We start from the raw sequence: 24,808 nt of genomic DNA on the forward strand, positions 1-24,808 counted from the left end.
TGACGAAAGCGGCGCCGGATGAATCCGGCGCTGCCAAAGGTCCCGGGCGGGCATTCGAGCCTTGACGAAACACTGTCTCCTGGAGTCCTGTGGGGAGAGACCCAAATCAGCCGCAGGATCCTGAATGACCCGCCTCGCCCTGACCGTCAGCCTCCTTCTCCTGGCCGGCTCCGGCTTCGCCCAGGAGGCGCCGGACGGCAACGCCCTGCAGCTGACCGTCCGGCCCTCGGGCTACGAGGCCGAGGCCAACGAAGCGACGGCCCGGCAGGAGAGGCTGCTCAGGCGGCTCGAACAGAGCGACCACATGATCCGGTCGATCTGCATCAATTGCGGCGACTCGTGGAAGCACCAGATCTACGCTCCCTTCAATCCCCTGGCATCCCTCGGCCGCTCCGGCCAGCCGTCGGAAGAGACCGGTAACTAAGCCGGCAGACAGCACTTTGGCCGCGCCTGGATCGTATTGAGAAGGTTTTCCCGACCCTCTATATTCGGAGAGGTGAGGACGACCTCGCACCTTCATGACTCCGGTGGGGACGGCCCTGCCAATGACGGAGGTCCTGTCATGGCATGGACTTGGCTCGCTCTTGCCGGCTTGTTCGAAATCGGCTGGGCGATCGGCCTGAAATACACGGATGGCTTCACCCGCCCGGTCCCGTCCGTTCTCACGGCCGTGAGCATGATCATCAGCGTGCTGCTGCTCGGAATCGCGCTGAAAACCCTCCCCGTCGGGACCGGCTATGCGGTCTGGACCGGGATCGGCACGGTCGGAACGGCCATTCTCGGCATCATCCTCTTCAACGAGCCCGCCACCGCCATGCGCCTCGTCTGCATCGGGCTGATCGTGGCCGGAATCCTCGGCCTCAAGTTAGCCTCAGGCTAGCCTCGGCGGTTATGGTGCGGGCCTCATGACTGCATTCGCTCACATCAGGCCGAAATCGGCGGCACGAGGGCTCAAGGCCTTCGTGGCCGTGGTCTGCCTCGTGATCGTCGGCCTCGAGGGCTGGCGCGACTGGAGCGAGCGCGAGCAGGAAACCGCCCGGATCAGCGCCGAGACGGTGAATCTCGCCAAATCGCTCGTCCAGCATGCCGAGGATACCTTCGAGGTGGCGGACGCGCTTCTGGTGGACGTGGTCGACCGGGTCGAGATGGGCGGCGTCCTTCCCAACGCGGTCAAGAGGCTGGACACCTTCCTGGTCGAGCGGGTGCAATCCCTGCAGCGCATCAAGGCGCTGTCGGTCTATGAGAACGACGGTTTCCTCCTGACGAGCTCCCTGCCCGGGCACCGGGGCAAGGTGAACGTGGAGGACCAGGCTTTTTTCCGGCACCACAGGGAATCCACCAGCAGCGACTGGTTCCTGGGGCCCCTGATCCGCGATCCCCTCGGCGGAGACTGGGTTCTGACCCTGTCCCGCCGCATCGACAAGCCGGACGGCAGCTTCGGGGGCGTCGTCCAGGCCAGCATTCCGCCGCGTTATTTCGCCAATTTCTTCGGCCGCTTCGATGTCGGCACGCAGGGCAGCATCACGCTCATTCACCGGGACGGGACGGTCCTGTCGCGCTCCCCCTACATCGAGCGCGCCATCGGATCGAGCATCTCGAGCGATCCGCTCTTCAAGGAAAAGCGGGGCTCGGGCTCCTACGACTACGTCTCCCCGTTCGACAACGTGGCCCGCATGGGCGGCTACCACCGCAACCACGTCTTCCCCATCGGGGTCCTCGCGTCCGTGGGCCGGGACGAGGCTCTGGCGAGCTGGAACCGGGAATTCATTTTCCGCGGCGTGGTCATCAGCCTGCTCGTGGGCACGCTGGCCACGCTCGGCTGGGCCCTGGCGGCGGAGCTGCGCCGGCGCGAGGAGACGGAGGCCGAGCTCTCCGTGCTGGCGGTCACCGACGGCCTGACGGGACTGGCCAACCGGCGCATGTTCGACAAGCAGCTCGAGACCGAATGGCTCCGCGCGTCGCGGGAGAAGTCGCCGGTTTCCCTGCTGCTCATCGACGTGGACCAGTTCAAGGCCTACAACGACATCTACGGGCACCAGGCCGGCGACGAATGCCTGCGCACCCTCGCCCGGGCGGTGGCCAGCGCGGCCCGCAGGCCCGGCGATCTGGCGGCCCGCTACGGCGGCGAGGAGCTCGTGGTCCTCCTGCCGGATCTGGACGAGGACGGCGCGGCCCTCGTGGCCGAGGACATCCGGGCGAAGGTCGAGGCGCTTCGCGTGCGCCACGAGGCCAGCTTCCCGTCCCGGATTCTCACGGTCAGCATCGGCAGCGCGACCCGCATTCCGAGCCTGGACCGGACCCGGATCGGTCCGGCGGACCTGATCGCCCTCGCGGACGACGCGCTCTACAAGGCCAAGCAGGCTGGCCGCAACCGCGTCGCGACCGCCAAGGCCGCCTGAGAACGAGCACGAATCCTCGTCGAGCGGTTGCGCATCCCCCTGACCTCATCATCGGCCCCATGCCGGCCATGACGAGCAGGGTGCGATACTGGATGTCGGGCTCGCGGCTGACCTTGCTACTCCTCTCCCCGTCATCACCGGCCTCGTGCCGGTGATCCCGATCGTCTGAAACGCGGCGCTCTTCCGTATCGGGACGGCCGGGACTGCTCCCCGGATCAAGTCCGGGCCCGGCCATGACGGGATTGAGCGTCAGATGACCAGGAAGTCGTTGGCCGCGATGGCCTTGTGCGCCCCGATATGGGCGAAGACGACATGGCCCCCGGCCTTGCTGCCGTTGGGGTCGTACCACAGGTTGCCCGTCCTGGCGTCGTAGCCGACGTGATCATTGCCGTCGAGCGCCTTGGCGGCCTTGACGAAGTAAGCCTTGCTGAGCCCGCCGGTCTTCTTCAGGGCCTTGAAGACGGCATTCTCGAGCTGGATCGTGTCGTGCTTGGCGTTCCAGCCGATGATCTTGTCCTTGTTGCCCGACTTCGCCGGGGCGGTGTCGAACACGAACACGTCCTTCCCGTCGCCGCCGGCGAGCGTGTCGTTGCCTGCCCCGCCGAAGAGCGTGTCGTCGCCCTTGCCGCCGCTGATGGCGTTGCCGGCGGCGTTGCCCTTGATCCGGTTGGAGAGAGCGTTGCCGGTCAGGCTGATGGCGTCCCGGCCGCTGGCCGTGAGATTCTCCACGTGATCGGCCAGGGTATAGCCGATGCTGGCGACGACCTCGTCGGCCGCACCGCCGTTGGACATCTCGATCACGCGATCACCTGCGTTGTCGACATGGTAGGTGTCGTTCCCGGCGCCTCCCGTCAGGACGTCAGCGCCGGCCATGCCGTTCAGGACATCGTCCCCGAAACCGCCGACGAGCGAGTCGCTCCCGGCCGACCCGACGGCGTTCTCAGGGTTCACGTCGCCGACCGCGACGACGACATCCTTCTCGAAGCTGAGACCTCCGCCGTCGGTGACCTTGATCTTGATCGTGTGGGACCGGGCCTGCTCGTAGTCGAGCAGGAGGCCGTTCGCCACCTTGAGCTGGCTGCCTTCGATCGTGAAGCGCCCATCCGTCGTTCCCCAGGTCCCGTCCGCCTTGAGGATCTGGAACGTGAAGGTGCTGCCGGGGGCGTCCGTGGCCGAGAGGTCGCCCACCTTGCTGCCGTTCGCCGCCAGTTCGAGAACGGACGAGCCCTGAAGCACGATATCCGTCGGCCGCTGGTTCGGCTCGGGTGGCACGGTTGCCGCAAGATCGATGTCAAGTTGCACGATCTTTTCGCGGCGGCCGGGATCATCAAGGATGACGAAGAGCGAGCGTGTGCCTGCCCCACCCTCGCCATCGTTGCGGTAGGTCAGAGACTGGATGACCTTTTGCACTCGCTCGGGCGTCGCATTCCCGTTGAAATAGACGCTGATGGAGATGTCGTTGTCGTAGAACTCGCCGATATGGGTTCCATCGACAAAGAGCTTCTGTCCGGATGAAGGGGAGCCGACGAGCGAAATTCCGTTCGACGCATCGATCCCCAATCGGTCGTTCTGGTCAGCTCCGGGAAGAAAAACACTGAGCGTTCTGATGAGGCCGTCATCGGCGCTGAGACCGGCGTTTCGGCCCGTGTCGAGAAAGGTCAGCTTTCCCCGTTCCGCGTGGATTGCGGCTTCGCCGAAGGCCGTCAGCTCAGGGGCATGATGCGTCGTCGTTCGGCCGCCTGCCGTAATCGTATCGATTCCATGCCGATGCAGGATCAGCCGTTCGGGATCGGTGAGCGTTCCGGATTTCAAGATCAGCGTGTCAGCGGCCGTGGCATAACCGTAGACGTGCTGCGCCAGATCGAAGGTATCAACCGTGATCTCGGCATGGTCGGATCGCAGATGGATGTCGAAGCCCGAAATCGTCTTGCCGGTCAGATCGACATCCATGCCGTCGATGAAGAGCCTGTCGCCTCCGGCTCCACTGCCCTTTCCATCGATCCGCCGAAGATCCTCCAGCTGCTCACTTCCGATGATGATCAAGTCATCAGTCGACGAGCCTTCGAGGGTTTCAACACTCGTGAACTTGTTCATGGAATCAAGGCGGTAATATCCGCCAGTCAGGCTGAGGGTATCGTTGCCCGCTCCCCCATCCAGTTCGTCGCCTGAGCCGATCGCATCCTCGCCGGCCATGAAAACGTCGTCCCCGGCCGTTCCCTGGATGCTGTCGCCGACAGTGAGCTCGAACTGAGCATAAAGGTTGTTGCTGTCGGTCAGGGCAACCGTCAGGTACCGGGTATTCGAGAAACCGGTTTCGGTCGATTCGTCGGTGTATGTCAGCGAGCGGACGAGAGTTTGAACCCGCTCGGCTGTTGCATCGTCATTGAACTCGAATTGGAGGAGGTCCTGATCGGCATAAGAGACAAATCCGATTTCGACGCCTGCAACGACGATCTTCTCGCCCGTCTCGAGACCGTCCGGGAACTCGACCTCCCCCGCTGCAGTGCGAACACCGAGAACATCGGTTACCTCGTGGGAGCCGAAGTAAACATCGAGGAACCGGATGGGATGGTCTCCTTCCACAACGACCGCGTCGGTTCCTCGATCGATGAAAACCGTTTCCCCGGGCTCGCGAAGAATAGACGTAAAACCAAAATTGAGTATCTGCGGACCGGCCATCGTTCATCTCCTCTTCCGGGTTCGGTCCTGACGAGGAGACTTGGCATAGTTCCTGGGCAGGGACCGTTCGACCGGATGCTTCAATGAACGTTATTAAGTTATATAAATCGATAAGAAAAGTCCCCTATCGAAAATCGATATAGTACGCGTGGAAACGGGTCATCTTCAGCGTCCAGAAGGGTAGGAGCGGCAGGGTTCCTGCCGCTCCCGCGTTTCTAGAACACGCATTCCTTGAAGGCCGGCAGGACCGAGCCGTTCCATTCCCCATGGTAAAGCTCCAGCAGGCGCTCGGCCTGGGTGCGGCCGGAGGCGACGATCTCGTCCGCATAGGCGAGATGGCGGGTCTCGTCACGGCCGGAATCATCCCGGCAGCCGCGGCGCTGGAGGCCGGTGCGGGCGAGCGCGAGGGCGTCGCGGGCGACGTTCTGCACGGAGCGGCCGGCGATGCGGGCCTTGAGGGCCTGCGTCGGCACGGCGGCGCGCAGCTGCTCGCGCTCCTGGGCGGTCCAGCCCTTCACCAGCTCCCAGGCCCCGTCGAGGGCGGTCTCGTCGTAGAGGAGACCGGTCCAGAACGCCGACAGGGCCACGATGTGCTCGAGGTTGCCCACGTCGGCGCCGCGCATCTCGAGGTAGCGTTTGAGGCGCACCTCCGGAAACACGGTGGACACGTGATTGGCCCAGTCGGAGCGCGTCGCGCGCTCGCCGGGCAGTCGAGGATGCCGGCCCGCGAAGAGGTCACGGAAGGACGAGCCCGCCACGTCGTGATAGGTCTCGTCGCGCTTGACGAAATACATCGGCACGTCGAGCACCCAGTCCACATAGCGCTCGTAGCCGAAGCCGTCCTCGAACGCGAAGGCCATCATGCCGGTCCGGTCGCGGTCGGTGTCGAGCCAGATGGCGGAGCGCATGGACAGGTAGCCGTTGGGCTTGCCGTCCGTGAAGGGCGAGTTGGCGAAGATCGCCGCGGCGACCGGCTGCAGCGCCAGCGAGACGCGCAGCTTCTTCACCATGTCGGCCTCGGACGCGTAGTCCATGTTCACCTGCACGGTGGACGTGCGGTACATCATGTCGAGGCCGAGCGAGCCGACCTTCGGCATGTAGTCCGTCATGATGCGGTAGCGCGCCTTCGGCATCACGGGCGTCTGCGCCCGGGTCCAGAGCGGGCTCATCCCGAGGGTCAGGAAGCCGAGGCCGAGGCCCTCGCCCACCGCCTTCGCGTCCGCGAGGTGCTGCGCCGTCTCGCGGGCCGTGTCGTGCAGCGTCGCGAGCGGGGCTCCCGACAGCTCGAACTGTCCGCCCGGCTCGAGCGAGATCGCGCCGCCGTCGGTCTCGTCGGCCAAGCCGATCGGGCGATCGTTCTCCAGGATCGGCTCCCAGCCGGTGCGCGCCTGCAGCCCGTCCAGGAGCGCGCGGATGCCCCGGCTCCCCTCATAGGGAACGGGCGAGGCATCGGCCGTATAGAAGGGGATCTTCTCGTGTTCGGTGCCGAGCCGCCAGGCCTCGCGCGGCTTCTCGCCGGAGGCGATCCATTCCACGAGCTCCGACCGCGCACCAATGGGGGTCGTATCGGATACGTCCCGCGCCATGCATCACCTCATCAAAAAGCGCGTTCAAGGCGCGCCGACTCAGGGTCGGGACTCAATAAGGGGCTTAAGGCCAAGGCGCAATGAGGGGGGACGGCAGAAAGCGACGGGGGCGTCACCACCCTCGTCGCGGCATCGGACGTGAAGCGCGGATGCCACCTCGGGATCCGCACGGCACGCTAATGCCGGATCGCCGTTTCCCCCGTCGTTTCCGCACTGAGCCAGTCGACCACGCCGGCAAGCGCATCCCGGTTCGACAGGCCGCGGCCGACCGCTTCCGTGAAGAGCGTCAGCTGCTGGTCGGCGCTGGTGCCGCGGGCCACGATCCAGCGGGCGAGGTCGAGCTCCCGCTGGCAGCCGAGCACCTTGGCGTCCTCGGCCACGAGGTCGAGGGTCTCGTCGAGGAGCTCCCGCACGGGCTTGGCCCTGCGGGTCTTCTCGTCGACGAAGCTGCCGTGGATGCCGTAGCGCTGGGCCCGCCAGCCGTTCTCGTCGTTGATGGCCCGCGAGGCGCCAGTCTGCCCGGCGTTCAGCGAGGTATCCAGGCTCAGGCGGCGGACGAGGCAGCGGTAGAGGGCCGCGATCGCGATGGTGTCGTCGAGGCGGGTGCAGCTGTCGGCCACGCGCAGCTCAAGGGTCGGATGCTTCAGCGACGGCCGGATCACCCACCAGACATAGCTCGAATTCTCGATGGCGCGGGCCGCCACGAGGGTGTCGATGTAGCGCTGGTAATCCTGCGCGCTCTCGAACAGATCGGGAAGGCCCGTGCGCGGCAGCTCGCGATAGGCGGCCAGCCGGTAGCCGAGCAGGCCCGTGCGCTGCGCCTGCCAGAATGGCGAGGAGGTCGACAGCGCGAGCAGGAGCGGCAGATAAGGCTGGATTCGGTTCATGATGTCGACGCGCATGTCAAGATCCGGCACCTCCACATGGACATGCATGCCGCACAGGACGTTGCGGCTGCCCAGCATCTGCAGGTCGTGCATGACCTTCCCGTAGCGCGGCTGCGCCGTGGGACGCACCCGCGACCAGACGGCGAGCGGATGGGTGCCCGAGGCCATGATCGACAGGCCGAAATCACGCGCGACGGACCCGACCGACGAGCGCAGCGCAGCCAGCTGCGCCCGGGCATCGGCGAACTCCAGAGCGGGCTTGCTCGCGATCTCGATCTGCGGCTCGAGCATCTCGGGCTGGATGTCGCCCGAGATCTGGTCCCGGCAGGCGGCAAAGAATTCCTTGATTTTCCCCCTGGCGATATCCCGTTTCGGCGCATCGTTGACGAAGTACTCTTCCTCGATGCCGAACTTGAAGTCCCAGCTCATTTCCTTGGTGTCCTCTGTTCTTGTTCAGAAATGACCTTTCGCACATGCGGATCGGCCTGCGGCGACCGCGCCGAAACTCCGGCTCAATGGGGCCAGATTGGGGCGAATCGGCGCGAAACTGCTAAGCTTCTGAAGCTAGAGGCGGATCGGCTTTATGCGTTGTCGGACGACGAGGTCAGTTCCAATCGCCAAGCACGGACTGAACGATCGCCAGCGCGGCCACAGCGGCTGTGTCAGCTCGCAGGATTCGCGGACCCAACGATACGCAAACACATCTTTCGTGGGCGGCGACAAGCGCTCTCTCCTGATCGGTGAACCCTCCTTCGGGGCCCACGATAACGGCCAGACCAGCTTGATTGTTCCCAAGCTTGGCCAGGGCCGCCACGGGGTTGGAAACGGGCGCGTTCTCGTCGCAGAAGACGACCAGGCGGTCCTTGTCCAAGCCTTTGAGAAAACGCTCCAAATTCTCCTCTTCGCGGACCTCCGGAATCGACAGGATCCCGCATTGCTCGGCCGCCTCGACGGCGTTGCTGCGCATGCGCTCCAGGTTGACCCGGGAGGACTGCGTCCGCCGCGTCAGGACCGGCTGGAGAACGCCTGCTCCCATCTCCACGGCTTTCTGGACCATGTAGTCGAGGCGGGCATGCTTGAGCGGCGCGAAGGCGTAGATGATGTCGGGTGCGGCCCCCTGCTCCCGGGTCCGTTCCGCACAGACGAGGTCGGCGGCCTTGCGCCCCTCGACGGCCACCTCGGCCCGCCACTCCCCGTCCCGGCCGTTGAAGATCAGCACGGACTCGCCGGCCTTCAGGCGCAGGACGTTCAGGAGGTAATTGGCCTGCCCCCGGTCGAGGGCGATCCTGGCCCCGGCCTGGAGAGGGGTGTCGACGAAGAGGCGGGGGGCTTTGAAGTCGTAATCGGCCATGGGAACCTTCCGAACCGCCTCTCCTGTATCAAGTTCCCGAGCCCCGAGGGAGAGGCCGGGTCCGATCGGTCACGGAATATTCACGTGCCAAACGGCACAGCTTATGCCCAAGGCGACCTTTCGCCTCTTGGCCTCAAGGCCCTGAACCTGTTAACAGAACCCTGGCCTGCGAGACGTCGCGGGCCGAGTGAGGGAATTTTGGGCATGACGCATATCCGTTCGCATATCCTGGCTGCGCTTGCCGTCGCTGGCATTTTCGTGACGGCTCCTGCCTTCGCGCAGTCGAGCGCCTGCCAGGAAGGCCAGAAGATCCTGCAGGAGCGGCAGAACCTGATCCAGCAGGTCAACAAGCTCACCAATGGCGGCAAGAACAAACAGATCGACCCCCGCGCCGCCTGCACGGTCTTCACCAAGCTCGTGACGAACGGCGCCGCCGGCCAGAAATGGATGACCGACAACAAGGATTGGTGCCAGGTTCCCGATCAGCTGATCCAGAGCTTCTCCGAGGACCATAAGCGCTCCCAGCAGTTCAAGGGCCAGGCCTGCGGGGCGGCCGCGAAGATGGCCGAGATGGAAAAGCGCGCCAAGCAGCAGCAGCAGCAAGGCCAGCAGGGCGGCATCGCGGGAAAGATGGGGGGCGGCCTGACCGGCACCCTGACCGTCCCGAAGGGCGCCCTCTAAGCCCGGCCGTCTGAGCGATGGAGCCCCCTGCAGCGCCGTCCCTGCCCGATGCCGTCAAGGGCCATTGGGCCGAGCGGTGGGCGCCGGCGGGCCTCAGGCCCTATCTGCGCCTCGCCCGTATCGAGCGGCCCATCGGCTGGTGGCTGCTTCTCCTGCCCTGCTGGTGGTCGGCCGCGCTCGCCGCCATCGCGGCCGGGCAGCCCTGGCCGAACCCGGTCCACTGCCTGCTCTTTCTGATCGGCGCCGTGGCCATGCGCGGGGCCGGCTGCACCTATAACGACATCGTCGACCGGGATCTCGATACCCGGGTCGAGCGCACCCGCCAGCGCCCCCTTCCCTCGGGCCAGGTCACCCTGAAGGGAGCCCTGGCCTTTCTCGCGCTCCAGGGGATCGTCGGCCTGCTGGTCCTGCTCCAGTTCAACGCCTTCGCGGTCGCGACCGGCTTCGCGTCCCTGGGCGTGGTCGCCCTCTACCCGTTCATGAAGCGCTTCTTCTGGATGCCGCAGATCGTCCTGGGTTTCGCCTTCGCCTGGGGGGCCCTGATGGGCTGGGCCGCCACCTTCGGCTCCTTGAGCCCGGCCGCCATCCTTCTCTATCTCGGCAGCATCGCCTGGGTGGTGGGGTATGACACGATCTATGCCCTGCAGGACATCGAGGACGACGAGATCGCCGGGATCAAATCCTCAGCCCGGTATTTCGGCGAGAACGTCAGGCTCGGCGTCGCCATCTGCTATGCGCTGACCCTGGTCTTCGTCACCGCTGCCCTGGGCTTGGCCGGAGCGGGCCTCACGTCCTTCGCGGGCCTGGGTCTCTTCGCCCTTCACCTGGGCTGGCAAGTGGCGCGCATCGACCCCTCGGACGGGGCCGGCGCGCTGCGCCTCTTCCGCTCGAACCGGGACGCCGGTCTGATCCTGTTTGCCGCCCTCACCCTCGACTGCCTCGTCTAGGCGGGCGCGGCTCCTTCCGAAAAGAAAGGTTTGGGAAGGCGGGATATGGTATCTCCTGCCCATGGTTCCCATCTCAGGCTCGATGCCGTCTTCCTCACCCCTCTCCATCCCGTCCCTCGCACCTGCCGTGCGCGAGGCTGCCCGCCGGGCGGGGGACTTGGCCCTGCCCTATTTCCGCTCCGGCGCCCAGACGGCGGCCAAGCTCTGGTACAAGGGGCAAAGCTCCCCGGTGACGGAGGCGGACATCGCCCTCGACACCTTCCTGAAAGGCCATCTTTCCGGGCTGTTTCCCGCGGCCGGCTGGCTCTCCGAGGAGACCGCCGACGACCCGGCGCGCCTCGAGAAGAGCCATGTCTGGATCGTCGATCCCATCGACGGCACGAGGGCCTTTGCGTCCGGCCACCCGGACTGGGCCGTCTCCATCGCCCTGGTGCGGGACGGGAAGCCCGTGCTCGGCGTCCTTTACGCTCCGGCCCACGAGCGTCTCTATGAAGCAAGGCTCGGCGAAGGAGCCTGGTGCAACGGCGAGAGGCTGCAATTGCCGGCGGCCGGCAGAGTCCCGCCGCCCCGGGTCGCGGGCCCCAAGCCCCTCGTGGACCGGCTCGAACGCCACATGGGTCCGGTGGAGCGTCTGCCCAAAGTGCCGTCCCTGGCGCTCAGGCTGGCCCGGGTCGCCGATGGCTCCATCGATGTCGGACTCGTTTCAGCCCATGCCCAGGATTGGGACATCGCCGCTGCGGACCTCATCCTACAGGAGGCGGGCGGACGCCTGACCGAGCTCGACGGTTCGACCGCGACCTACAACAGTCCCCATCCCGTGCATGGTGAGATGATTGCCGTTGCGTCACAGTTGCATCCTCGTGCTATTGGGGCCATGAGAGCCTGAACACCGTCGGCTCGTATTACCACCGATCCGTCCAACCCTCTTCAGAAGAGCCCTATCACCATGACCGACACGCCTGGCAAGCAACTCCTGCACCTGGTTTTCGGCGGCGAGCTCAACAGTCTCGAATCCGTCGATTTCAAGGATCTTTCCAAGCTCGACATCGTCGGAATCTTCCCGAACTACGCCAGCGCCCACATGGCCTGGAAGGCCAAGGCGCAGGCGACTGTGGACAATGCGCAGATGCGCTACTTCATCGTCCACCTCCACCGCCTGCTGGATCCGCAGAACGGCTGATCCCTCCTGTCACCATGGGCCTCGTCAAGCGCATCATCCGGTCTCGAGCGGTCCAGGAAGTCCTGGGTCTTCTCGTCGCGGGCTATCTCAAACTCGTGCAGCGCACGAACCGGTTCGTCATGGAGCCGGCGGATGCCTATGACCGGATCGAAATGCCCGTGATCGCCGCCATGTGGCACGGTCAGCATTTCATGATCCACTTCGCCAGGAGGCCGCAGGACAAGGCCGCAAGCCTCGTCTCCCGCTCGGGTGACGGCGAGTTCAACGCCATCGCGTTGCGCCATCTGGGGGTGCGGGCCATCCGGGGTTCCGGTGCCCGCGGCCGCGACATCCGCAAGAAGGGCGGGGCTCAGGCCATGCGGGCCATGCTCAGGGCACTGGGCGACGGGGAGATGGTCGTGATGACGGCCGACATCCCGAAGATCTCGCGGGTCTGCGGTCAGGGAATCGTGACTCTCGCCCAACTGTCGGGACGCCCCATCGTGCCGGTTGCCGTCGTCACCAGCCGCCGCATTGATTTCGACAGCTGGGACAAGGCGAGCATCGGCCTGCCCTTCGGCCGCGGCGCCATGGTGCTCGGGGATCCGGTCCCGGTGCCGCGCGATGCGGACGGAGAGACGCTAGAATCCCTCAGAAGAGCCGTCGAGAGGGAACTCGACCGGGTGCATGCGCGCGCCTATGATCTTGTGGGGTCGAAGGATCCGGGCGCGAAGCCCAGTTCCGTGCTCATGGGAGGCTCCCGGGCATGAGCTTCCCGATCATCTTCAAGGCGTACCGCACGGCCGTGTCCGTCCTGGAGCCGGCTGTGCTGGGTCTCCTCTATTGGCGCCAGCACAAGGGCCGCGAGGACCGGACGCGGCTCGGCGAGCGCCAGGGCTATCCGAGCCGGCAGCGGCCCAAGGGCCACCTGATCTGGGTTCACGGCGCCAGCATAGGAGAGACCCTGTCTCTGTTGCCGGTCGTGGAGCGGATGACACAGCGTGGCCTTGCGGTCCTCGTCACGTCGGGGACCAAGACCTCCGCGTCCCTGATCGCTCGGCGCCTTCCACCCGGGGCCCTGCACCAGTTTGTTCCGCTCGACGTGCCACGTTATATAAGACGGTTTCTGGACCACTGGCAGCCCGATCTGGCCCTGATTGCCGAATCCGAGATCTGGCCGAACACGCTCATGTCGCTGTCGGAGCGAGATATCCCGCTCGTCATGGTCAATGGCCGGATGTCCGATCGATCGTACCGGCGCTGGCAGAAGATGCCGGGGATCATCCGGGGCCTTCTCGAGCGCTTCGCCCTCTGCCTCGCCCAGACGTCCGAGGATGCCGAACGGCTGGCGAGGCTCGGCGCCCCCCGGGTGATCGTGACCGGCAACATCAAGTTCGACGCGGCTCCCCCGCCGGCCGATCCGCGCGTGGTGGCGCATCTCTCAGGGCTGATCGCCGGGCGCCCGGTCTGGCTTGCGGCCAGCACCCACCCGGGCGAGGAAAGCGCGATCATCGCGGTGCATCGCGCGCTGGCGGCCCGACACCCTCACCTGCTCACCATCATCGCGCCGCGTCATCCCCATCGCGGCCCGGAGGTCGCCGGTCTGGCCGGACAGGCAGGCTTGCGGGCGAGCCGACGGTCCGAGGGCATTCACCCGGACCGCGCCACGGACGTCTACGTGGTCGACACGATCGGCGAGATGGGCCTGTTCTACCGCCTCTCGCCCATCGTTCTCATGGGCGGAACCCTGGTGCCGATCGGGGGCCACAATCCCATCGAGCCGGCCAAGCTCGGCGCTGCCATCCTGCACGGCCCTCATGTCCATACCGCGGCCGAGATCTACGACGCCCTCGATCGGTCGCGCGGCGCCGTGATGGTGAAGGACAGCGCCACCCTGGCCCGGGCCGCCAACGAATTGCTGAACAACGCGGCTCTGACGCGCGACATGGCCCGCAAGGCCGGAGACGCCGTGCAGGCCCTGGGCGGCGCTGTGGACCGGACCATGCAATCGGTCGAGCCCTTCATCGTGCAGGCGAAACTGGGGGCGCGCCGCTGATGCGGGCGCCGCGCTTCTGGTGGGCGCCTTCCCCATCGTTCCAGGCCGAGCTGCTGCGTCCGGCAGGCCTTCTCTACACCGCCGTCGCCGCACGGCGGATGCAACGGCCGGGCGAGCGGGCCGATCTTCCCGTCATCTGCATCGGCAACTTCACCGTCGGCGGCGCCGGCAAGACGCCGACAGCCCTGGCCGTGGCAAGGATCCTCGATGCCGCCGGCGAGAGCCCGGCCTTCCTGTCCCGCGGCTATGGCGGCTCCCTGCCCGGCCCGGTGCAGGTCCGGACGGAGCATACGGCCCGGGACGTGGGCGACGAACCCATCCTGCTCTCGGGCACAGCGCAGACCATCGTGTCCCGAAACCGCCCCGCGGGAGCGCGGTTGGCTCATGAGATCGGATCGACGGTCGTCATCATGGATGACGGACTTCAGAACCCCTCGCTGATCAAGGATTGCGCCATTGCGGTCGTCGACGGGGCAACCGGAATCGGCAACGGACTGCCCCTGCCGGCAGGCCCCCTGCGCGCCGTCATGGACGCGCAATGGCCCAAGACAGATGCGGTTCTCGTCATCGGCGAGGGAGAGCCGGGGCGCCGGATCGCCGAGGAGGCGGAGCGGCGCGACAAGTGCGTGTTTATGGCGAGGCTCGAACCGCCGATGGAGACCACAAGGTCTCTCAAGGGCCGGAAAGTGCTCGCCTTTGCCGGTATCGGGCGCCCCGAGAAATTCTTCGAGACCCTGCGGGGCTGCGGCGCACTCGTCGAGGCGGCTCGTTCCTTTCCCGACCATCATCGCTACACGGCGTCCGAGCTCACGGCTCTGCGCCGCGAGGCAGCGGAACGCGGGCTTCAGGCCGTGACGACGGAGAAGGATCGTGCGCGGGTCGGAGCCGTGAAGGATGCCAAGCCCTGGCCGGACCTGATGATCGTGCCGGTCCGCCTTCGAATCGACGACGAGACCGGGCTGCGAAACCTGCTCCTGCGCCGCATCAATGAAAGGCGCCTGCATGGCGCCTGAACGGCGGCGCTACGTCTGAGGGCCCTTCCCGCCGGTAATGCGCATCATCACCGCTTCTGGAGAGGCATAGGCCTCCTGCCGCTCGACGCTCCAGTACTTCAGCTCGTCGAGGGGAATCGCGACTCCCGTCACCGCGCAGCGCACATAGGCCCCGGGCTTCACGACCCGGAGGTTGCTGTCGAGATATTGCACGACGGCTTCGCCGCCGCTGCGTTCGATCTTGTTCAACATCGATGACATCGAGGAATGCGTTGCGCTGTCCTTCACATAAGCAGGCCCGGAGAGGATTTCCAATCCCCGTTCAGAACAAGGCGCCCTGCTCCTCTGCGACCACGAGCTTGGGCTTGGCCATCTTCGGCCGTGTGCCGATCCGGCCGCCGGTCGCGTCCGCCCGACCGTCGGCGAACTCGAGCACGAGCGCCTGGCCGTCCAGCACCGCATCCGCCGAGTTGAGGGGCTGACCGTCCGCATCGCGGACGAGAGCGAAGCCGCGCTTGAGCACCGACTTATAGTTCAGGCTGTCGAAGAGCTTGGACACGGCCTCCAGCCTGTCGCCCTTGCGGGCGATCTGCCCCTGCAGCGCCGGGCCGAGGCGCTCGGCGACCCGTTGCGCGAGTTCATGAGCCTGGGCGAGGCGCGTCCGCTCGGCGCGCAGCAGCGTCTCTCGGGAGACGACCAGGCGGCGGCCGACCTGCTTCAGGCTCTCCTCGCGCAGGAGGATGGAGCGGCAGACCGCGTTGTGAGGGCGCGGCCCCACGGCATCGAGCCGGGCGCGCATGCGGGCGACATTGGCCACCGGCGAGACGTGGGCAAGCTGTCGCGCCACCTTGAGCAGCCGCTCCTCGTGGCCGCGAGCATTGCGGGCGAGCGCCGGATAGAGCTTGGCGGCGGCAAGATCGAGCCGCTGGCGCTTGGGCGAGACCAGGGCTTCGGGGCTGGGAAGCGCGCGGGCCGTGGCGCGCAGGTCCGAACGGCGGCGCTCCACGAGGCGGAGGGCGGCTTCCACATGGCGCCGAGACAGGTCGTTCACGGCAGCCATGAGCTCGACCCGCACCGGCACCACCATCTCGGCGGCGCCCGTGGGCGTCGGCGCCCGCATGTCGGCCGCATGGTCGATCAGGGTCCAGTCGGTTTCATGCCCGACCGCCGAGACGAGCGGGATGCCGCTCTCGGCCGCCGCCCGCACCACGATCTCTTCGTTGAATCCCCAAAGGTCCTCGATGGAGCCGCCGCCGCGGGCCACGATCAGCACGTCCGGCCGCGGAACAGGTCCGCCCGGCTCGAGGGCGTTGAAGCCCCGGATGGCCGCCGCGACCTCGGCCGCGCAGGTCTCGCCCTGCACACGCACGGGCCAGACCAGGACACGGCGCGGGAACCGGTCCTCCAGACGGTGAAGAATGTCGCGGATCACCGCCCCGGTCGGCGAGGTGACGACCCCGACGACCCGCGGCAGGAAGGGGAGCCGGCGCTTGCGCTCCTGGGCGAACAGCCCTTCCGCATTGAGCTTGCGGCGCCGCTCCTCCAGCAGCGCCATGAGGGCGCCGATGCCGGCCGGCTCCAGGGACTCGACGACGATCTGGTACTTGGACGAGCCCGGGAAGGTGGTGATACGCCCCGTCGCGATGACCTCCATCCCCTCCTCGGGGCGGATCCTGAGCTTGGCGAAGGCCCCCTTCCAGATCACCGCGTCGATGCGGGCGTTCTGGTCCTTCAGGCAGAAATAGGCATGACCCGAGGAATGGGGGCCGCGATATCCCGAGACCTCGCCCCGCAGGCGGACATGGCCGAACGCATCCTCGAGGGTGCGCTTGAGGGCGCCCGCCAGATCGGAGACCGACCATTCGGGAGCATTGGAGGGAGCTTTGGCTGCGAACATGCCGTGAACCTAATCTTTCCGCCCTGGGCCTGCCAAGGGCGGCGGCGCAACTGGCCTTCACAATGGCGAGCTATCCCCTGTGCATTTCGCCGCGCCCGTCGATCGGGCCCCGGATCCGCACTTCGAGACTAGGCGCAGCAGCCCACAGGCGCTAAGAGCCCAAACGTCATCAGGGAGGGCTCGAGGCCATGAACATCCTTCTCATCGGATCCGGCGGACGCGAGCATGCTCTGGCCAGGAGCCTCTCGGCGAGCCCTCTGTGCGGCAAGCTCCTCGTCGCTCCGGGCAATCCCGGCACGGCGCAGCACGGAACCAATGTGGTGCTCGACGTAACCGACCATGGAGCGGTGATCGAGTTCTGCCGGGTCATGAAGGTCGATTTTGTGGTCGTCGGTCCCGAGGCTCCCCTGGTGGCGGGCCTCGTAGACGACCTCGCGGCCGCCGGCATCAAGGCTTTCGGACCGAGCAAGGCGGCTGCCCAGCTCGAAGGCTCCAAGGCCTTCACCAAGGATCTGTGCGCGGAGTTCGGCATCCCGACGGCCGCCTACCGCCGCTTCACCGACGCGGAGGCGGCGAAGGCCTATACCCGCAGTTACGGCGTGCCGATCGTCGTCAAGGCGGACGGGCTTGCCGCCGGCAAGGGCGTGGTGGTCGCGACCTCGTTCGAAGAGGCCGAAGAGGCTATCGACATGATGATCGGCGGCGGCCTCGGCGCAGCCGGCGCCGAGGTCGTGATCGAGGCCTTCCTCGAGGGCGAGGAGGCGAGCTTCTTCGCGCTCTGCGACGGCACGCACGCGATCCCGTTCGGCACGGCGCAGGACCACAAGCGCGTCTTCGACGGGGACAGGGGCCCCAACACCGGCGGCATGGGGGCCTATTCGCCGGCGGCCGTGATGACGCCGGAGCTCCAGGCCCGCGCCATGCGTGAGATCATCGAGCCGACCCTGGCCGGCATGAAGGCGCGCGGCACGCCCTATACGGGCATCCTCTATGCAGGGCTGATGCTCACCGGAGACGGCCCGCAGCTCATCGAATACAACGCCCGCCTCGGCGATCCTGAAACGCAGGTTCTGCTGCCGCGCCTCAAATCCGATCTCGTGACGGCGCTGCTTGCCGCCTGCGATGGCGTTCTCAACAGCGTCTCCCTGCAATGGGCGGATGAGGCGGCGCTCACTGTCGTGATGGCCGCGAAGGGCTATCCGGGTTCGGTCGAGAAGGGATCGGAGATCCGGGGCATCGACAAGGCCGAAGCGCTCGACGATGTCATCGTCTTCCACGCGGGGACGAAACAGGACGGCGACAGGATCGTTGCCAATGGCGGACGCGTGCTCAACGTCACTGCGCTCGGACGCACGATTTCCGACGCGCAGAGGAAGGCCTACGAGGCTGTCGCCAGGATCGAGTGGCCGAACGGCTTCTGCCGGAAGGATATCGGCTGGCGCGCGGTGGAGCGCGAGGGGGAGTGAGCATGAAATGATTCCATCGAGGGATGACGATGCGGAATGTTATCCACTCATAGTTGTAATCCCTTTTATTGCTAAGCTTTTTCATCCCATTCGCGGGCAAATGCTCTAGCTTCCTGGAGCATTCGTGATTGCAACCAGCGAGCAGCCATCCATGAGCGACGATCTCTTTCCCGGTTTCGACAGCCACTGGATTGACACCGAGATCGGCCGAATCTTCGCGCGCTCGAAGGGGACGGGAAAGCCGTTGGTGCTGCTGCACGGTTTTCCCCAAACCCATGCCATGTGGCACCACCTCGCGCCGGCGCTCGCCGAGACCTACACGGTCGTCTGCATGGATCTGCGCGGCTATGGCTGGTCGTCGGCCCCGAAGGGCGACGCGAAGCACGAGACTTATTCGAAGCGTGCCATGGGCCGGGACGTCGTCCAGGTAATGGAAGCGCTGGGACACGTGCATTTCGCCGTGGCCGGGCACGATCGCGGCGCCCGCGTGGCCTATCGGCTGGCTCTCGACCATCCGGGTCGGGTGGAGCGCCTCGCCCTCCTCGACATCCTGCCGACCTACCATGTGTGGGAGCAGATGCGGACAGGCAAGGTGCCGGAGGCGCACTGGGGCTATCTTTCGCAAGCCTACCCGAAGCCGGAAGAAGAGATCGAGCGCGATCCGATTCCCTATTTCGAGGGGCTGATGCGGCAATGGTCGGGCGCCGGCGATCTCGGCGCCTTCGATCCCCGCGCATTGCACGCCTATTGGCAGAGCTGCAACGAACCCAACCGCATCCACGCCTTCTGCGAAGACTACCGCGCCGGAGCCACCCGCGACATCGAGGCCGACGAGGCCGATCTCGCCGCGGGCAAGACGATCCAATGCCCGACCTACGTGATCTGGAGCGACTATTATCTCGTCAGCGGCCCGGTCGGCGACAGGAAGCAGCCGCTCGACATCTGGCACAAGAGCTTCGCGCCCAAAGCGACCGGCATCGGCGTGACGTCGGGCCACTTCGTGGCGGAGGAGAATCCGGGCGCGACGCTGGAAGCCCTGCAGGCATTTCTGGCGGCCTAGGCTCCGGGCCGAGGATCGCCCCACCCGTCCGCCTGATGCGCCAGGGCGGCGCTGTCCGCCCAGGGCGTCTTCGTCGTCGCGGGCTTGGCGAGCGCTCTAACGCTTTCCTTCGAAAAAGCTCTTCAACAGCGTCGCCGCCTCGCTCTCGCGAATGCCGCCATAGACCTCCGGGGCGTGATGGCAGGTGGACTGGTCGAAGAAGCGGACGCCGTTGTCGACCGCGCCCCCCTTGGGATCGAAGGCCGCATAATAAACCCTCCGGATGCGGGCGAAGGAGACGGCGGCCGCACACATGGTGCAGGGCTCCAGGGTGACGTAGAGATCGCAGCCCGTGAGCCGCTCGTCGTCCAGAGCCTCGCAAGCCTGACGGATGGCGAGCATCTCGGCATGGGCGGACGGGTCGCGCAGCTCCCGCGGACGGTTCCCTGCCGACGCGACGATGCGGCCATCCCTGACGATGGCGGCTCCTACCGGCACCTCCCCGCGCGCGGCGGCGGCCCGGGCCTCGTCGAAGGCCACGCTCATGGGATCCGGTTTTACCGGATCAAGCGGCTCCAGATCGGCGTTATCCGTCAATCGGTTCGCTCCTTAGTCCTCGCTTCTCTGACACTCCTCTGCTATCAGGCTCCCATGACCGACAGCAACGACGATAATCGCAGGGGCCGCTCCTCGGGACGCTCCGACCGTGGCCGCACCTCCGGTGACAAGCCCTTCCGCAAATCCCGCGAGGGCGGCGAGCGCCCCTTCCGCGCCCGCGGCGACGACGACCGCCCGCGCAAGCCGCGTGACGGAGGCGACCGGCCTTTCCGCAGCCGCGACGGCGACAAGCCGTTCCGCCCGCGCGGAGAAGGAGCTGACCGGCCTTTCCGCAGCCGCGACAACGATGAGCGTCCCCGCCGCTTCGAGGGCGGAGACAAGAAACCCTTCCGACCCCGCGGCGAGGGCGGCGACAAGCCGTTCCGTGCCCGCAGCGCAGGGGACAAGCCATTCCGGGGCCGCTCCGGCGATGAGCGCCCGCGCCGCTTCGACCGCGCCGGTGAGGACCGTCCGCGCCGCACCCGCGAGACCAGCCCCGAGGTGCAGGCCGAGCCTCAGGAGCCTACCGAGGACCGGATCGCCAAGGTGATCGCCCGTGCCGGCATCGCATCCCGCCGCGACGCGGAGGTGCTGATCGCCGAGGGGCGCGTCACCCTCAACGGCACGGTGCTCGAATCCCCTGCCGTCAACGTGACGGCGGCGGACAGGATCACCGTGGATGGGGAGCCCCTGCCCGCCAAGGAGCGCACGCGCCTGTGGCTCTTCCACAAGCCGCGCGGCCTCGTGACCACGGCCCGGGATCCGGAAGGCCGGCCGACCGTGTTCGATAACCTGCCCGAGGACCTGCCCCGTGTGGTGGCGGTGGGCCGGCTCGACATCAACACCGAAGGCCTCCTGCTCCTGACCAACGACGGCGGCCTCGCCCGCGTGATCGCCCATCCGGACACCGGCTGGCTGCGCCGCTACAAGGTGCGCGCCCACGGCGAGATCAATCAGGCAGACTTGGACAAGTTGCGCGACGGCATCAGCATCGACGGCATCGACTACGGTCCGATCGAGGCCCGCCTCGACCGGATTCAGGGCGACAACGCGTGGATCACGATGGGCCTGCGCGAGGGCAAGAACCGCGAGATCAAGCGCATTCTCGAACACATGGGCGTGCAGGTGAACCGCCTGATCCGCATGTCCTTCGGTCCGTTCCAGCTCGGCGACCTCGAGGTCGGCCTCGTCGAGGAGGTGCGCACCAAGGTGCTGAAGGATCAGCTCGGCGAGGCGCTCGCGGCCGAGGCCGGCGTCGATTTCGAGAGCCCGGTGCGCGAGCCCATCGCGCCTTTCGGCTCTCCGAAGAAGCAGGATCGGGAGGAGCGCAGCGAGCGTCCCTCGCGCTTCAGCCGCGACCGGGACGACGAACGCCCGCGCCGTCGCCGTGACGACGATGAGCGCCCGTCGCGCGGCCGTGGCGCCGACCGTTTCGAGCGCGACGAGGAGGAGCCCAGGAAGCGCCCCTCCCGCCTCGATGTGAAGACGAGCGTGTGGCGGGCCGGCGAGACGGACGAGGACGCTCCGCGCCGGAGGGTCCCGCGCCGGGGCACCGATCCGAAGGAGGCGCGCGCGGCGAGTGGCGAGCGCGAGCGTGAGCGCGTCGGGGCGATTGCGTCGCGCGAAGGCCGCAAGGTCGTGGTGGAGCGCCTAGTGCGGCAGGCCGAGGACGAGGAAGCGCCTGCGCCGCGCGGGCGCCGCGGCTCCGCTGCCGGCGAGGATCGTCCCCGCCGTCGCGACGACCGCGACGCAGCGCCGGCTCGCCGCAGCCGCGAAGGCAGTGAACGTCCGGCACGGCGCGACGACGAGCGTCCGCGTCGCCCCGCCGGCGACAGACCCTTCCGGGCTCGGGTCGAGGGCGGCGAGGATCGTCCCCGCGCCCGTCAGAGCGAGCGCCCCTTCCGCGCCCGCGAGGGCGGCGACGACCGTCCGCGCAAGCCTCAGGGCGACCGGCCGTTCCGCGCCCGCGGCGACGACGATCGCCCCCGTCGCGGTCCGCCACGGGGTGATGCACCCTCGCGCGGCGGTCCTCGGGGCGGCGGCTTCAAGGGTGGTCCCCGGGGTGCCTCCAAGGGCGGGGCGTCCAAGGGTGGAGCCTCCAAAGGCGGCTTCAAAGGCGGCGGTTCCAAGGGCGGTCCGCGCGGCCGCCGCTGATGAGGGCTAGACGATGAGAATCGTGGGCGGGCGCTGGCGCGGCCGCTCGCTCAAGGGACCGAGCTCGGACGCCATCCGGCCGACCTCGGACCGCCTGCGCGAGACGCTCTTCAACATCCTCCAGCACGGCTACGACGATCCCATCGCGGGAGCGCGCGTGCTTGATCTCTTCGCCGGCACTGGCGCCCTGGGCCTTGAGGCGCTCTCACGCGGCGCCGCCTTCGCGCTCTTCGTCGACGACGGGGCGCAGTCGCGCGGCATCATCCGCGAGAACGTGGAGGCTCTCGGGGCCGGCGGCGCGACCCGCCTCTTCCGCCGCGACGCCACCCGCATGGGCGAGGCCGCTCCAAACGCGCCCTTCTCGGTCGTCTTCTGCGATCCGCCCTACGGCCGGGACCTCGCGCCGAAGGCCCTGCGCGCCTGCGCCGAGGGTGGCTGGCTCGTGCCCGATGCGCTCGTGATCGTCGAGGAGGCGCAAGGTGTGGAGGTGACGCTGCCCGACGATTTCGAGGAGATCGAGCGACGGGACTACGGGGAGACCAAGGTGGTGTTCGGGCGGTACCGCGCTTAGCCTTCAGCAGGCCGCACGCAATCCTGCATTTGCTCCCTCACGGGCCGCCCGCTATACCGCCTTTTCCTCTCGGTCGTGAAGGAAGCTCCATCATGAAAGCGGTTCTCTTCGAGCAGTTCGGCCAGCCGCCGCGCGTGCAGACCGTACCGGATCCGACGCCCTCGGCGGAAGGCGTCGTGATCAAGGTCGAGGCAACGGGCCTGTGCCGGAGCGACTGGCACGGCTGGATGGGGCACGATCCCGACGTGGTGCTGCCGCATGTGCCGGGGCATGAGCTCGCCGGCACGGTGCTGGCCGCCGGTCGCCAAGTCACGCGCTGGAAGAAGGGCGACCGCGTCACGGTGCCGTTCGTCGGCGGCTGCGGCCATTGCCATGAATGCCATTCCGGCAATCACCAGGTCTGCGAGCAGCAGTTCCAGCCGGGCTTCACGGCCTGGGGCTCGTTTGCGGAATACGTCGCGGTCGATTACGCCGACACCAACCTCGTCGCCCTGCCGGACGAGCTCGATTTCGCCACCGCGGCGAGCCTCGGCTGCCGCTTTGTCACGTCGTTCCGCGCCATCGTCGACCAGGGCCGGGTGAAGCCCGGCGAATGGGTGGCCGTGCACGGCTGCGGCGGCGTAGGCCTGTCGGCCATCATGATCGCGTCCGCCATGGGGGCGGACGTGATCGCCATCGATCTCACGGACGAGAAGCTCGCCTTCGCCAGGACGATGGGAGCCGTGGCGACGGTGAATGCGCGCGACGGCAAGGACGTGGTCGGGGCCGTGAAGGAGATCACGAAGGGCGGCGCGCATGTGTCCATCGATGCGCTCGGTCACCCGGCGACCTGCTTCAACTCCATCGCGAACCTGCGCCGCCGTGGGCGTCACGTGCAGGTCGGCCTGATGGTGGGCGAGCACGCCCGCGCTCAGGTGCCGATGGCGCAGGTCATCGCGCACGAGCTGGAGATCTACGGCAGCCACGGCATGCAGGCCTTCCGCTACCAGGACATGATGGCCATGATCCGGACCGGCAAGCTGACGCCGCAGCAACTCGTCGGCCGGCATATCGGGCTCGACGAGGCGCCGGCTGCGCTCATGGCCATGGACCGGTTCGAGGGGCTCGGCATCAGCGTGATCACGCGATTTTCCTGAGCAACTGGATTTAGCCCCCGCACGACACAGGTATCAACCTGTTCGCGCCCGACACAGAACATGCCCGGAGAATTCGATGGCCTACCTGCCCGCCGAGAACCGCTACGACGAGATGCTCTACAACCGCTGCGGCCGCAGCGGACTTCTGCTGCCGGCGATCTCGCTCGGGCTCTGGCATAATTTCGGCGAGGACAAGTCGACCGCGACCGCGCGGGAGATCTGCCGGACGGCCTTCGATCTCGGCATCACGCATTTCGACCTCGCCAACAATTACGGCCCTCCCCCGGGCTCGGCCGAGACCCTGTTCGGCGAGATCCTGCGCAACGACTTCCACGGGCTGCGCGACGAGCTCGTGATCTCCACCAAGGCCGGCTACCGCATGTGGCCCGGCCCCTACGGCGAGTGGGGCAGCCGCAAATATCTGCTCTCGAGCCTCGACCAGAGCCTCAAGCGCATGGGGCTCGACTATGTCGACATCTTCTACTCCCACCGCTTCGACCCGGACACGCCCCTGGAAGAGACCATGCTGGCGCTCGACTCGGCCGTGCGGCAGGGCAAGGCGCTCTATGTCGGCCTCTCGTCCTACAACAGCCAGCGCACCCGCGAGGCGCTCGCCATCCTGCGCGAACTCGGAACCCCCTGCATCATCCATCAGCCGAGCTATTCCATGCTCAACCGCTGGGTCGAGGAGGACGGGCTGCTCGACACGCTCGAGGACCTCGGCATGGGGTCGATCGTGTTCTCGCCCCTGGCCCAGGGCATGCTGACGACGAAATACCTCAACGGCATCCCCGAGGAGAGCCGCGCCGCCCAGGGCAAGTCCCTGCGCACGAGCTTCATCAATGATGACAACATCGCCCGCATCCGGGGCCTCAACGGCATCGCCGAACGGCGCGGCCAGACCTTGGCGCAGATGGCCCTGGCCTGGGTCCTGCGTGGCGGACGCGTCACCTCGGCGCTCATCGGGGCGAGTCGCCCCGAACAGGTCGTCGACTGCGTCGGCGCGCTCAAGAATCCATCGTTTACCGCCGACGAGCTCGCCGAGATCGACCAATATGCCGGCGAGGGCAACCTGAACATCTGGGCGGCCTCGGCCGAGCGGAAGGGCCCGTCCCGGTAATCCACAGCCGAGGCCCGGGCCCGAGGGGGAAAGTCCCCTCGGGTCTGGCCCTCCACCCTCGACTTGGGCATGATCGCGTGTGGCCGACCGA

The 24,808-nt window shown here is 67.1% G+C and carries 23 protein-coding genes; 16 read left to right on the top strand and 7 right to left on the bottom strand.

What is annotated here, in order from left to right:
- Nucleotides 1–124 precede the first annotated feature (124 nt).
- The 3 genes from KBI52_RS26410 (at nucleotide 125) to KBI52_RS26420 (ending at nucleotide 2,399) form a co-directional block, all read left to right on the top strand.
- On the top strand, nucleotides 125–424 hold the full coding sequence (locus KBI52_RS26410) for a hypothetical protein (RefSeq protein WP_173948842.1): 300 nt from the start codon (nucleotides 125–127) through the stop codon (nucleotides 422–424).
- A 138-nt stretch (nucleotides 425–562) separates the two neighbouring features.
- Nucleotides 563–880 (top strand): quaternary ammonium compound efflux SMR transporter SugE, encoded by a 318-nt coding sequence (gene sugE / locus KBI52_RS26415; protein WP_210812259.1) that lies wholly within the window; start codon nucleotides 563–565, stop codon nucleotides 878–880.
- Nucleotides 881–905: 25 nt separating this feature from the next.
- Nucleotides 906–2,399: a sensor domain-containing diguanylate cyclase gene (locus tag KBI52_RS26420; RefSeq protein ID WP_210812260.1), complete on the top strand. Its 1,494-nt coding sequence runs from the start codon at nucleotides 906–908 to the stop codon at nucleotides 2,397–2,399.
- 249 nt (nucleotides 2,400–2,648) lie between these two features.
- On the opposite strand, the gene KBI52_RS26425 is transcribed toward KBI52_RS26420, so the two are convergent.
- The 4 genes from KBI52_RS26425 to KBI52_RS26440 form a co-directional block, all read right to left on the bottom strand.
- A complete protein-coding gene (locus tag KBI52_RS26425) occupies nucleotides 2,649–5,078 on the bottom strand; it encodes a hypothetical protein (RefSeq protein ID WP_210812261.1) in 2,430 nt (809 codons plus the stop codon).
- Nucleotides 5,079–5,293: 215 nt separating this feature from the next.
- Nucleotides 5,294–6,664, bottom strand: a complete 1,371-nt coding sequence (locus tag KBI52_RS26430) for a glutamate--cysteine ligase (RefSeq protein ID WP_210812262.1) — start codon at nucleotides 6,662–6,664, stop codon at nucleotides 5,294–5,296.
- 176 nt (nucleotides 6,665–6,840) lie between these two features.
- Nucleotides 6,841–7,980, bottom strand: coding sequence for a carboxylate-amine ligase (locus tag KBI52_RS26435; RefSeq protein WP_173948837.1), 1,140 nt, complete (start codon nucleotides 7,978–7,980; stop codon nucleotides 6,841–6,843).
- Nucleotides 7,981–8,155: 175 nt separating this feature from the next.
- Nucleotides 8,156–8,902, bottom strand: a complete 747-nt coding sequence (locus tag KBI52_RS26440) for a 16S rRNA (uracil(1498)-N(3))-methyltransferase (protein WP_210812263.1) — start codon at nucleotides 8,900–8,902, stop codon at nucleotides 8,156–8,158.
- Between the two features lie 204 nt (nucleotides 8,903–9,106).
- On the opposite strand from KBI52_RS26440, the gene KBI52_RS26445 reads away from it, so the two are divergent.
- The 7 genes from KBI52_RS26445 to lpxK all read left to right on the top strand — a co-directional run bounded on the left by KBI52_RS26445 (nucleotide 9,107) and on the right by lpxK (nucleotide 14,758).
- A complete protein-coding gene (locus KBI52_RS26445; protein WP_173948835.1) occupies nucleotides 9,107–9,583 on the top strand; it encodes a hypothetical protein in 477 nt (158 codons plus the stop codon).
- Nucleotides 9,584–9,600: 17 nt separating this feature from the next.
- Nucleotides 9,601–10,530, top strand: coding sequence for a 4-hydroxybenzoate octaprenyltransferase (gene ubiA, locus KBI52_RS26450; RefSeq protein WP_173948834.1), 930 nt, complete (start codon nucleotides 9,601–9,603; stop codon nucleotides 10,528–10,530).
- Nucleotides 10,531–10,612: 82 nt separating this feature from the next.
- Complete coding sequence (locus KBI52_RS26455; protein ID WP_173948833.1) at nucleotides 10,613–11,416, top strand: 3'(2'),5'-bisphosphate nucleotidase CysQ; 804 nt, start codon at nucleotides 10,613–10,615, stop codon at nucleotides 11,414–11,416.
- Between the two features lie 60 nt (nucleotides 11,417–11,476).
- Nucleotides 11,477–11,710, top strand: a complete 234-nt coding sequence (locus KBI52_RS26460; protein WP_173948832.1) for a DUF4170 domain-containing protein — start codon at nucleotides 11,477–11,479, stop codon at nucleotides 11,708–11,710.
- 14 nt (nucleotides 11,711–11,724) lie between these two features.
- Nucleotides 11,725–12,459 carry a lysophospholipid acyltransferase family protein gene (locus KBI52_RS26465; RefSeq protein WP_173948831.1) on the top strand — a complete coding sequence of 245 codons (735 nt, stop codon included), beginning with the start codon at nucleotides 11,725–11,727 and terminating at the stop codon, nucleotides 12,457–12,459.
- Nucleotides 12,456–13,745 (top strand): 3-deoxy-D-manno-octulosonic acid transferase, encoded by a 1,290-nt coding sequence (locus tag KBI52_RS26470; protein WP_210812264.1) that lies wholly within the window; start codon nucleotides 12,456–12,458, stop codon nucleotides 13,743–13,745. Before KBI52_RS26465 ends, KBI52_RS26470 begins: the two co-directional genes overlap by 4 nt.
- Nucleotides 13,745–14,758 carry a tetraacyldisaccharide 4'-kinase gene (gene lpxK / locus KBI52_RS26475; protein WP_210812265.1) on the top strand — a complete coding sequence of 338 codons (1,014 nt, stop codon included), beginning with the start codon at nucleotides 13,745–13,747 and terminating at the stop codon, nucleotides 14,756–14,758. Before KBI52_RS26470 ends, lpxK begins: the two co-directional genes overlap by 1 nt.
- A 9-nt stretch (nucleotides 14,759–14,767) precedes the next feature.
- On the opposite strand, the gene KBI52_RS26480 is transcribed toward lpxK, so the two are convergent.
- Both KBI52_RS26480 and xseA read right to left on the bottom strand, forming a co-directional pair.
- Nucleotides 14,768–14,989, bottom strand: coding sequence for a DUF2093 domain-containing protein (locus KBI52_RS26480; protein WP_173948828.1), 222 nt, complete (start codon nucleotides 14,987–14,989; stop codon nucleotides 14,768–14,770).
- 70 nt (nucleotides 14,990–15,059) lie between these two features.
- Nucleotides 15,060–16,634, bottom strand: a complete 1,575-nt coding sequence (xseA, locus tag KBI52_RS26485; protein WP_173948827.1) for an exodeoxyribonuclease VII large subunit — start codon at nucleotides 16,632–16,634, stop codon at nucleotides 15,060–15,062.
- A 188-nt stretch (nucleotides 16,635–16,822) separates the two neighbouring features.
- On the opposite strand from xseA, the gene purD reads away from it, so the two are divergent.
- On the top strand, nucleotides 16,823–18,100 hold the full coding sequence (gene purD, locus KBI52_RS26490) for a phosphoribosylamine--glycine ligase (RefSeq protein WP_210812266.1): 1,278 nt from the start codon (nucleotides 16,823–16,825) through the stop codon (nucleotides 18,098–18,100).
- 151 nt (nucleotides 18,101–18,251) lie between these two features.
- Nucleotides 18,252–19,160, top strand: coding sequence for an alpha/beta fold hydrolase (locus KBI52_RS26495; protein ID WP_173948825.1), 909 nt, complete (start codon nucleotides 18,252–18,254; stop codon nucleotides 19,158–19,160).
- 96 nt (nucleotides 19,161–19,256) lie between these two features.
- Here the strand turns inward: KBI52_RS26495 and KBI52_RS26500 are convergent, their stop codons facing one another.
- Nucleotides 19,257–19,685 (bottom strand): nucleoside deaminase, encoded by a 429-nt coding sequence (locus tag KBI52_RS26500; protein ID WP_173948900.1) that lies wholly within the window; start codon nucleotides 19,683–19,685, stop codon nucleotides 19,257–19,259.
- 105 nt (nucleotides 19,686–19,790) lie between these two features.
- On the opposite strand from KBI52_RS26500, the gene KBI52_RS26505 reads away from it, so the two are divergent.
- The 4 genes from KBI52_RS26505 to mgrA all read left to right on the top strand — a co-directional run bounded on the left by KBI52_RS26505 (nucleotide 19,791) and on the right by mgrA (nucleotide 24,717).
- On the top strand, nucleotides 19,791–21,890 hold the full coding sequence (locus KBI52_RS26505; protein ID WP_247654671.1) for a pseudouridine synthase: 2,100 nt from the start codon (nucleotides 19,791–19,793) through the stop codon (nucleotides 21,888–21,890).
- Between the two features lie 13 nt (nucleotides 21,891–21,903).
- The gene (gene rsmD, locus KBI52_RS26510; RefSeq protein WP_173948823.1) at nucleotides 21,904–22,461 is read left to right on the top strand and encodes a 16S rRNA (guanine(966)-N(2))-methyltransferase RsmD; all 558 of its coding nucleotides are present in this window, start codon (nucleotides 21,904–21,906) and stop codon (nucleotides 22,459–22,461) included.
- Nucleotides 22,462–22,553: 92 nt separating this feature from the next.
- Nucleotides 22,554–23,597 (top strand): zinc-dependent alcohol dehydrogenase family protein, encoded by a 1,044-nt coding sequence (locus tag KBI52_RS26515; protein WP_210812267.1) that lies wholly within the window; start codon nucleotides 22,554–22,556, stop codon nucleotides 23,595–23,597.
- 76 nt (nucleotides 23,598–23,673) lie between these two features.
- Nucleotides 23,674–24,717: an L-glyceraldehyde 3-phosphate reductase gene (gene mgrA, locus KBI52_RS26520; RefSeq protein WP_173948821.1), complete on the top strand. Its 1,044-nt coding sequence runs from the start codon at nucleotides 23,674–23,676 to the stop codon at nucleotides 24,715–24,717.
- Nucleotides 24,718–24,808 lie beyond the last annotated feature (91 nt).

It is taken from the genome of Microvirga sp. HBU67558, assembly GCF_018069605.1.
In the GTDB taxonomy this organism is placed as follows: Bacteria; Pseudomonadota; Alphaproteobacteria; order Rhizobiales; family Beijerinckiaceae; genus Microvirga; species Microvirga terrae.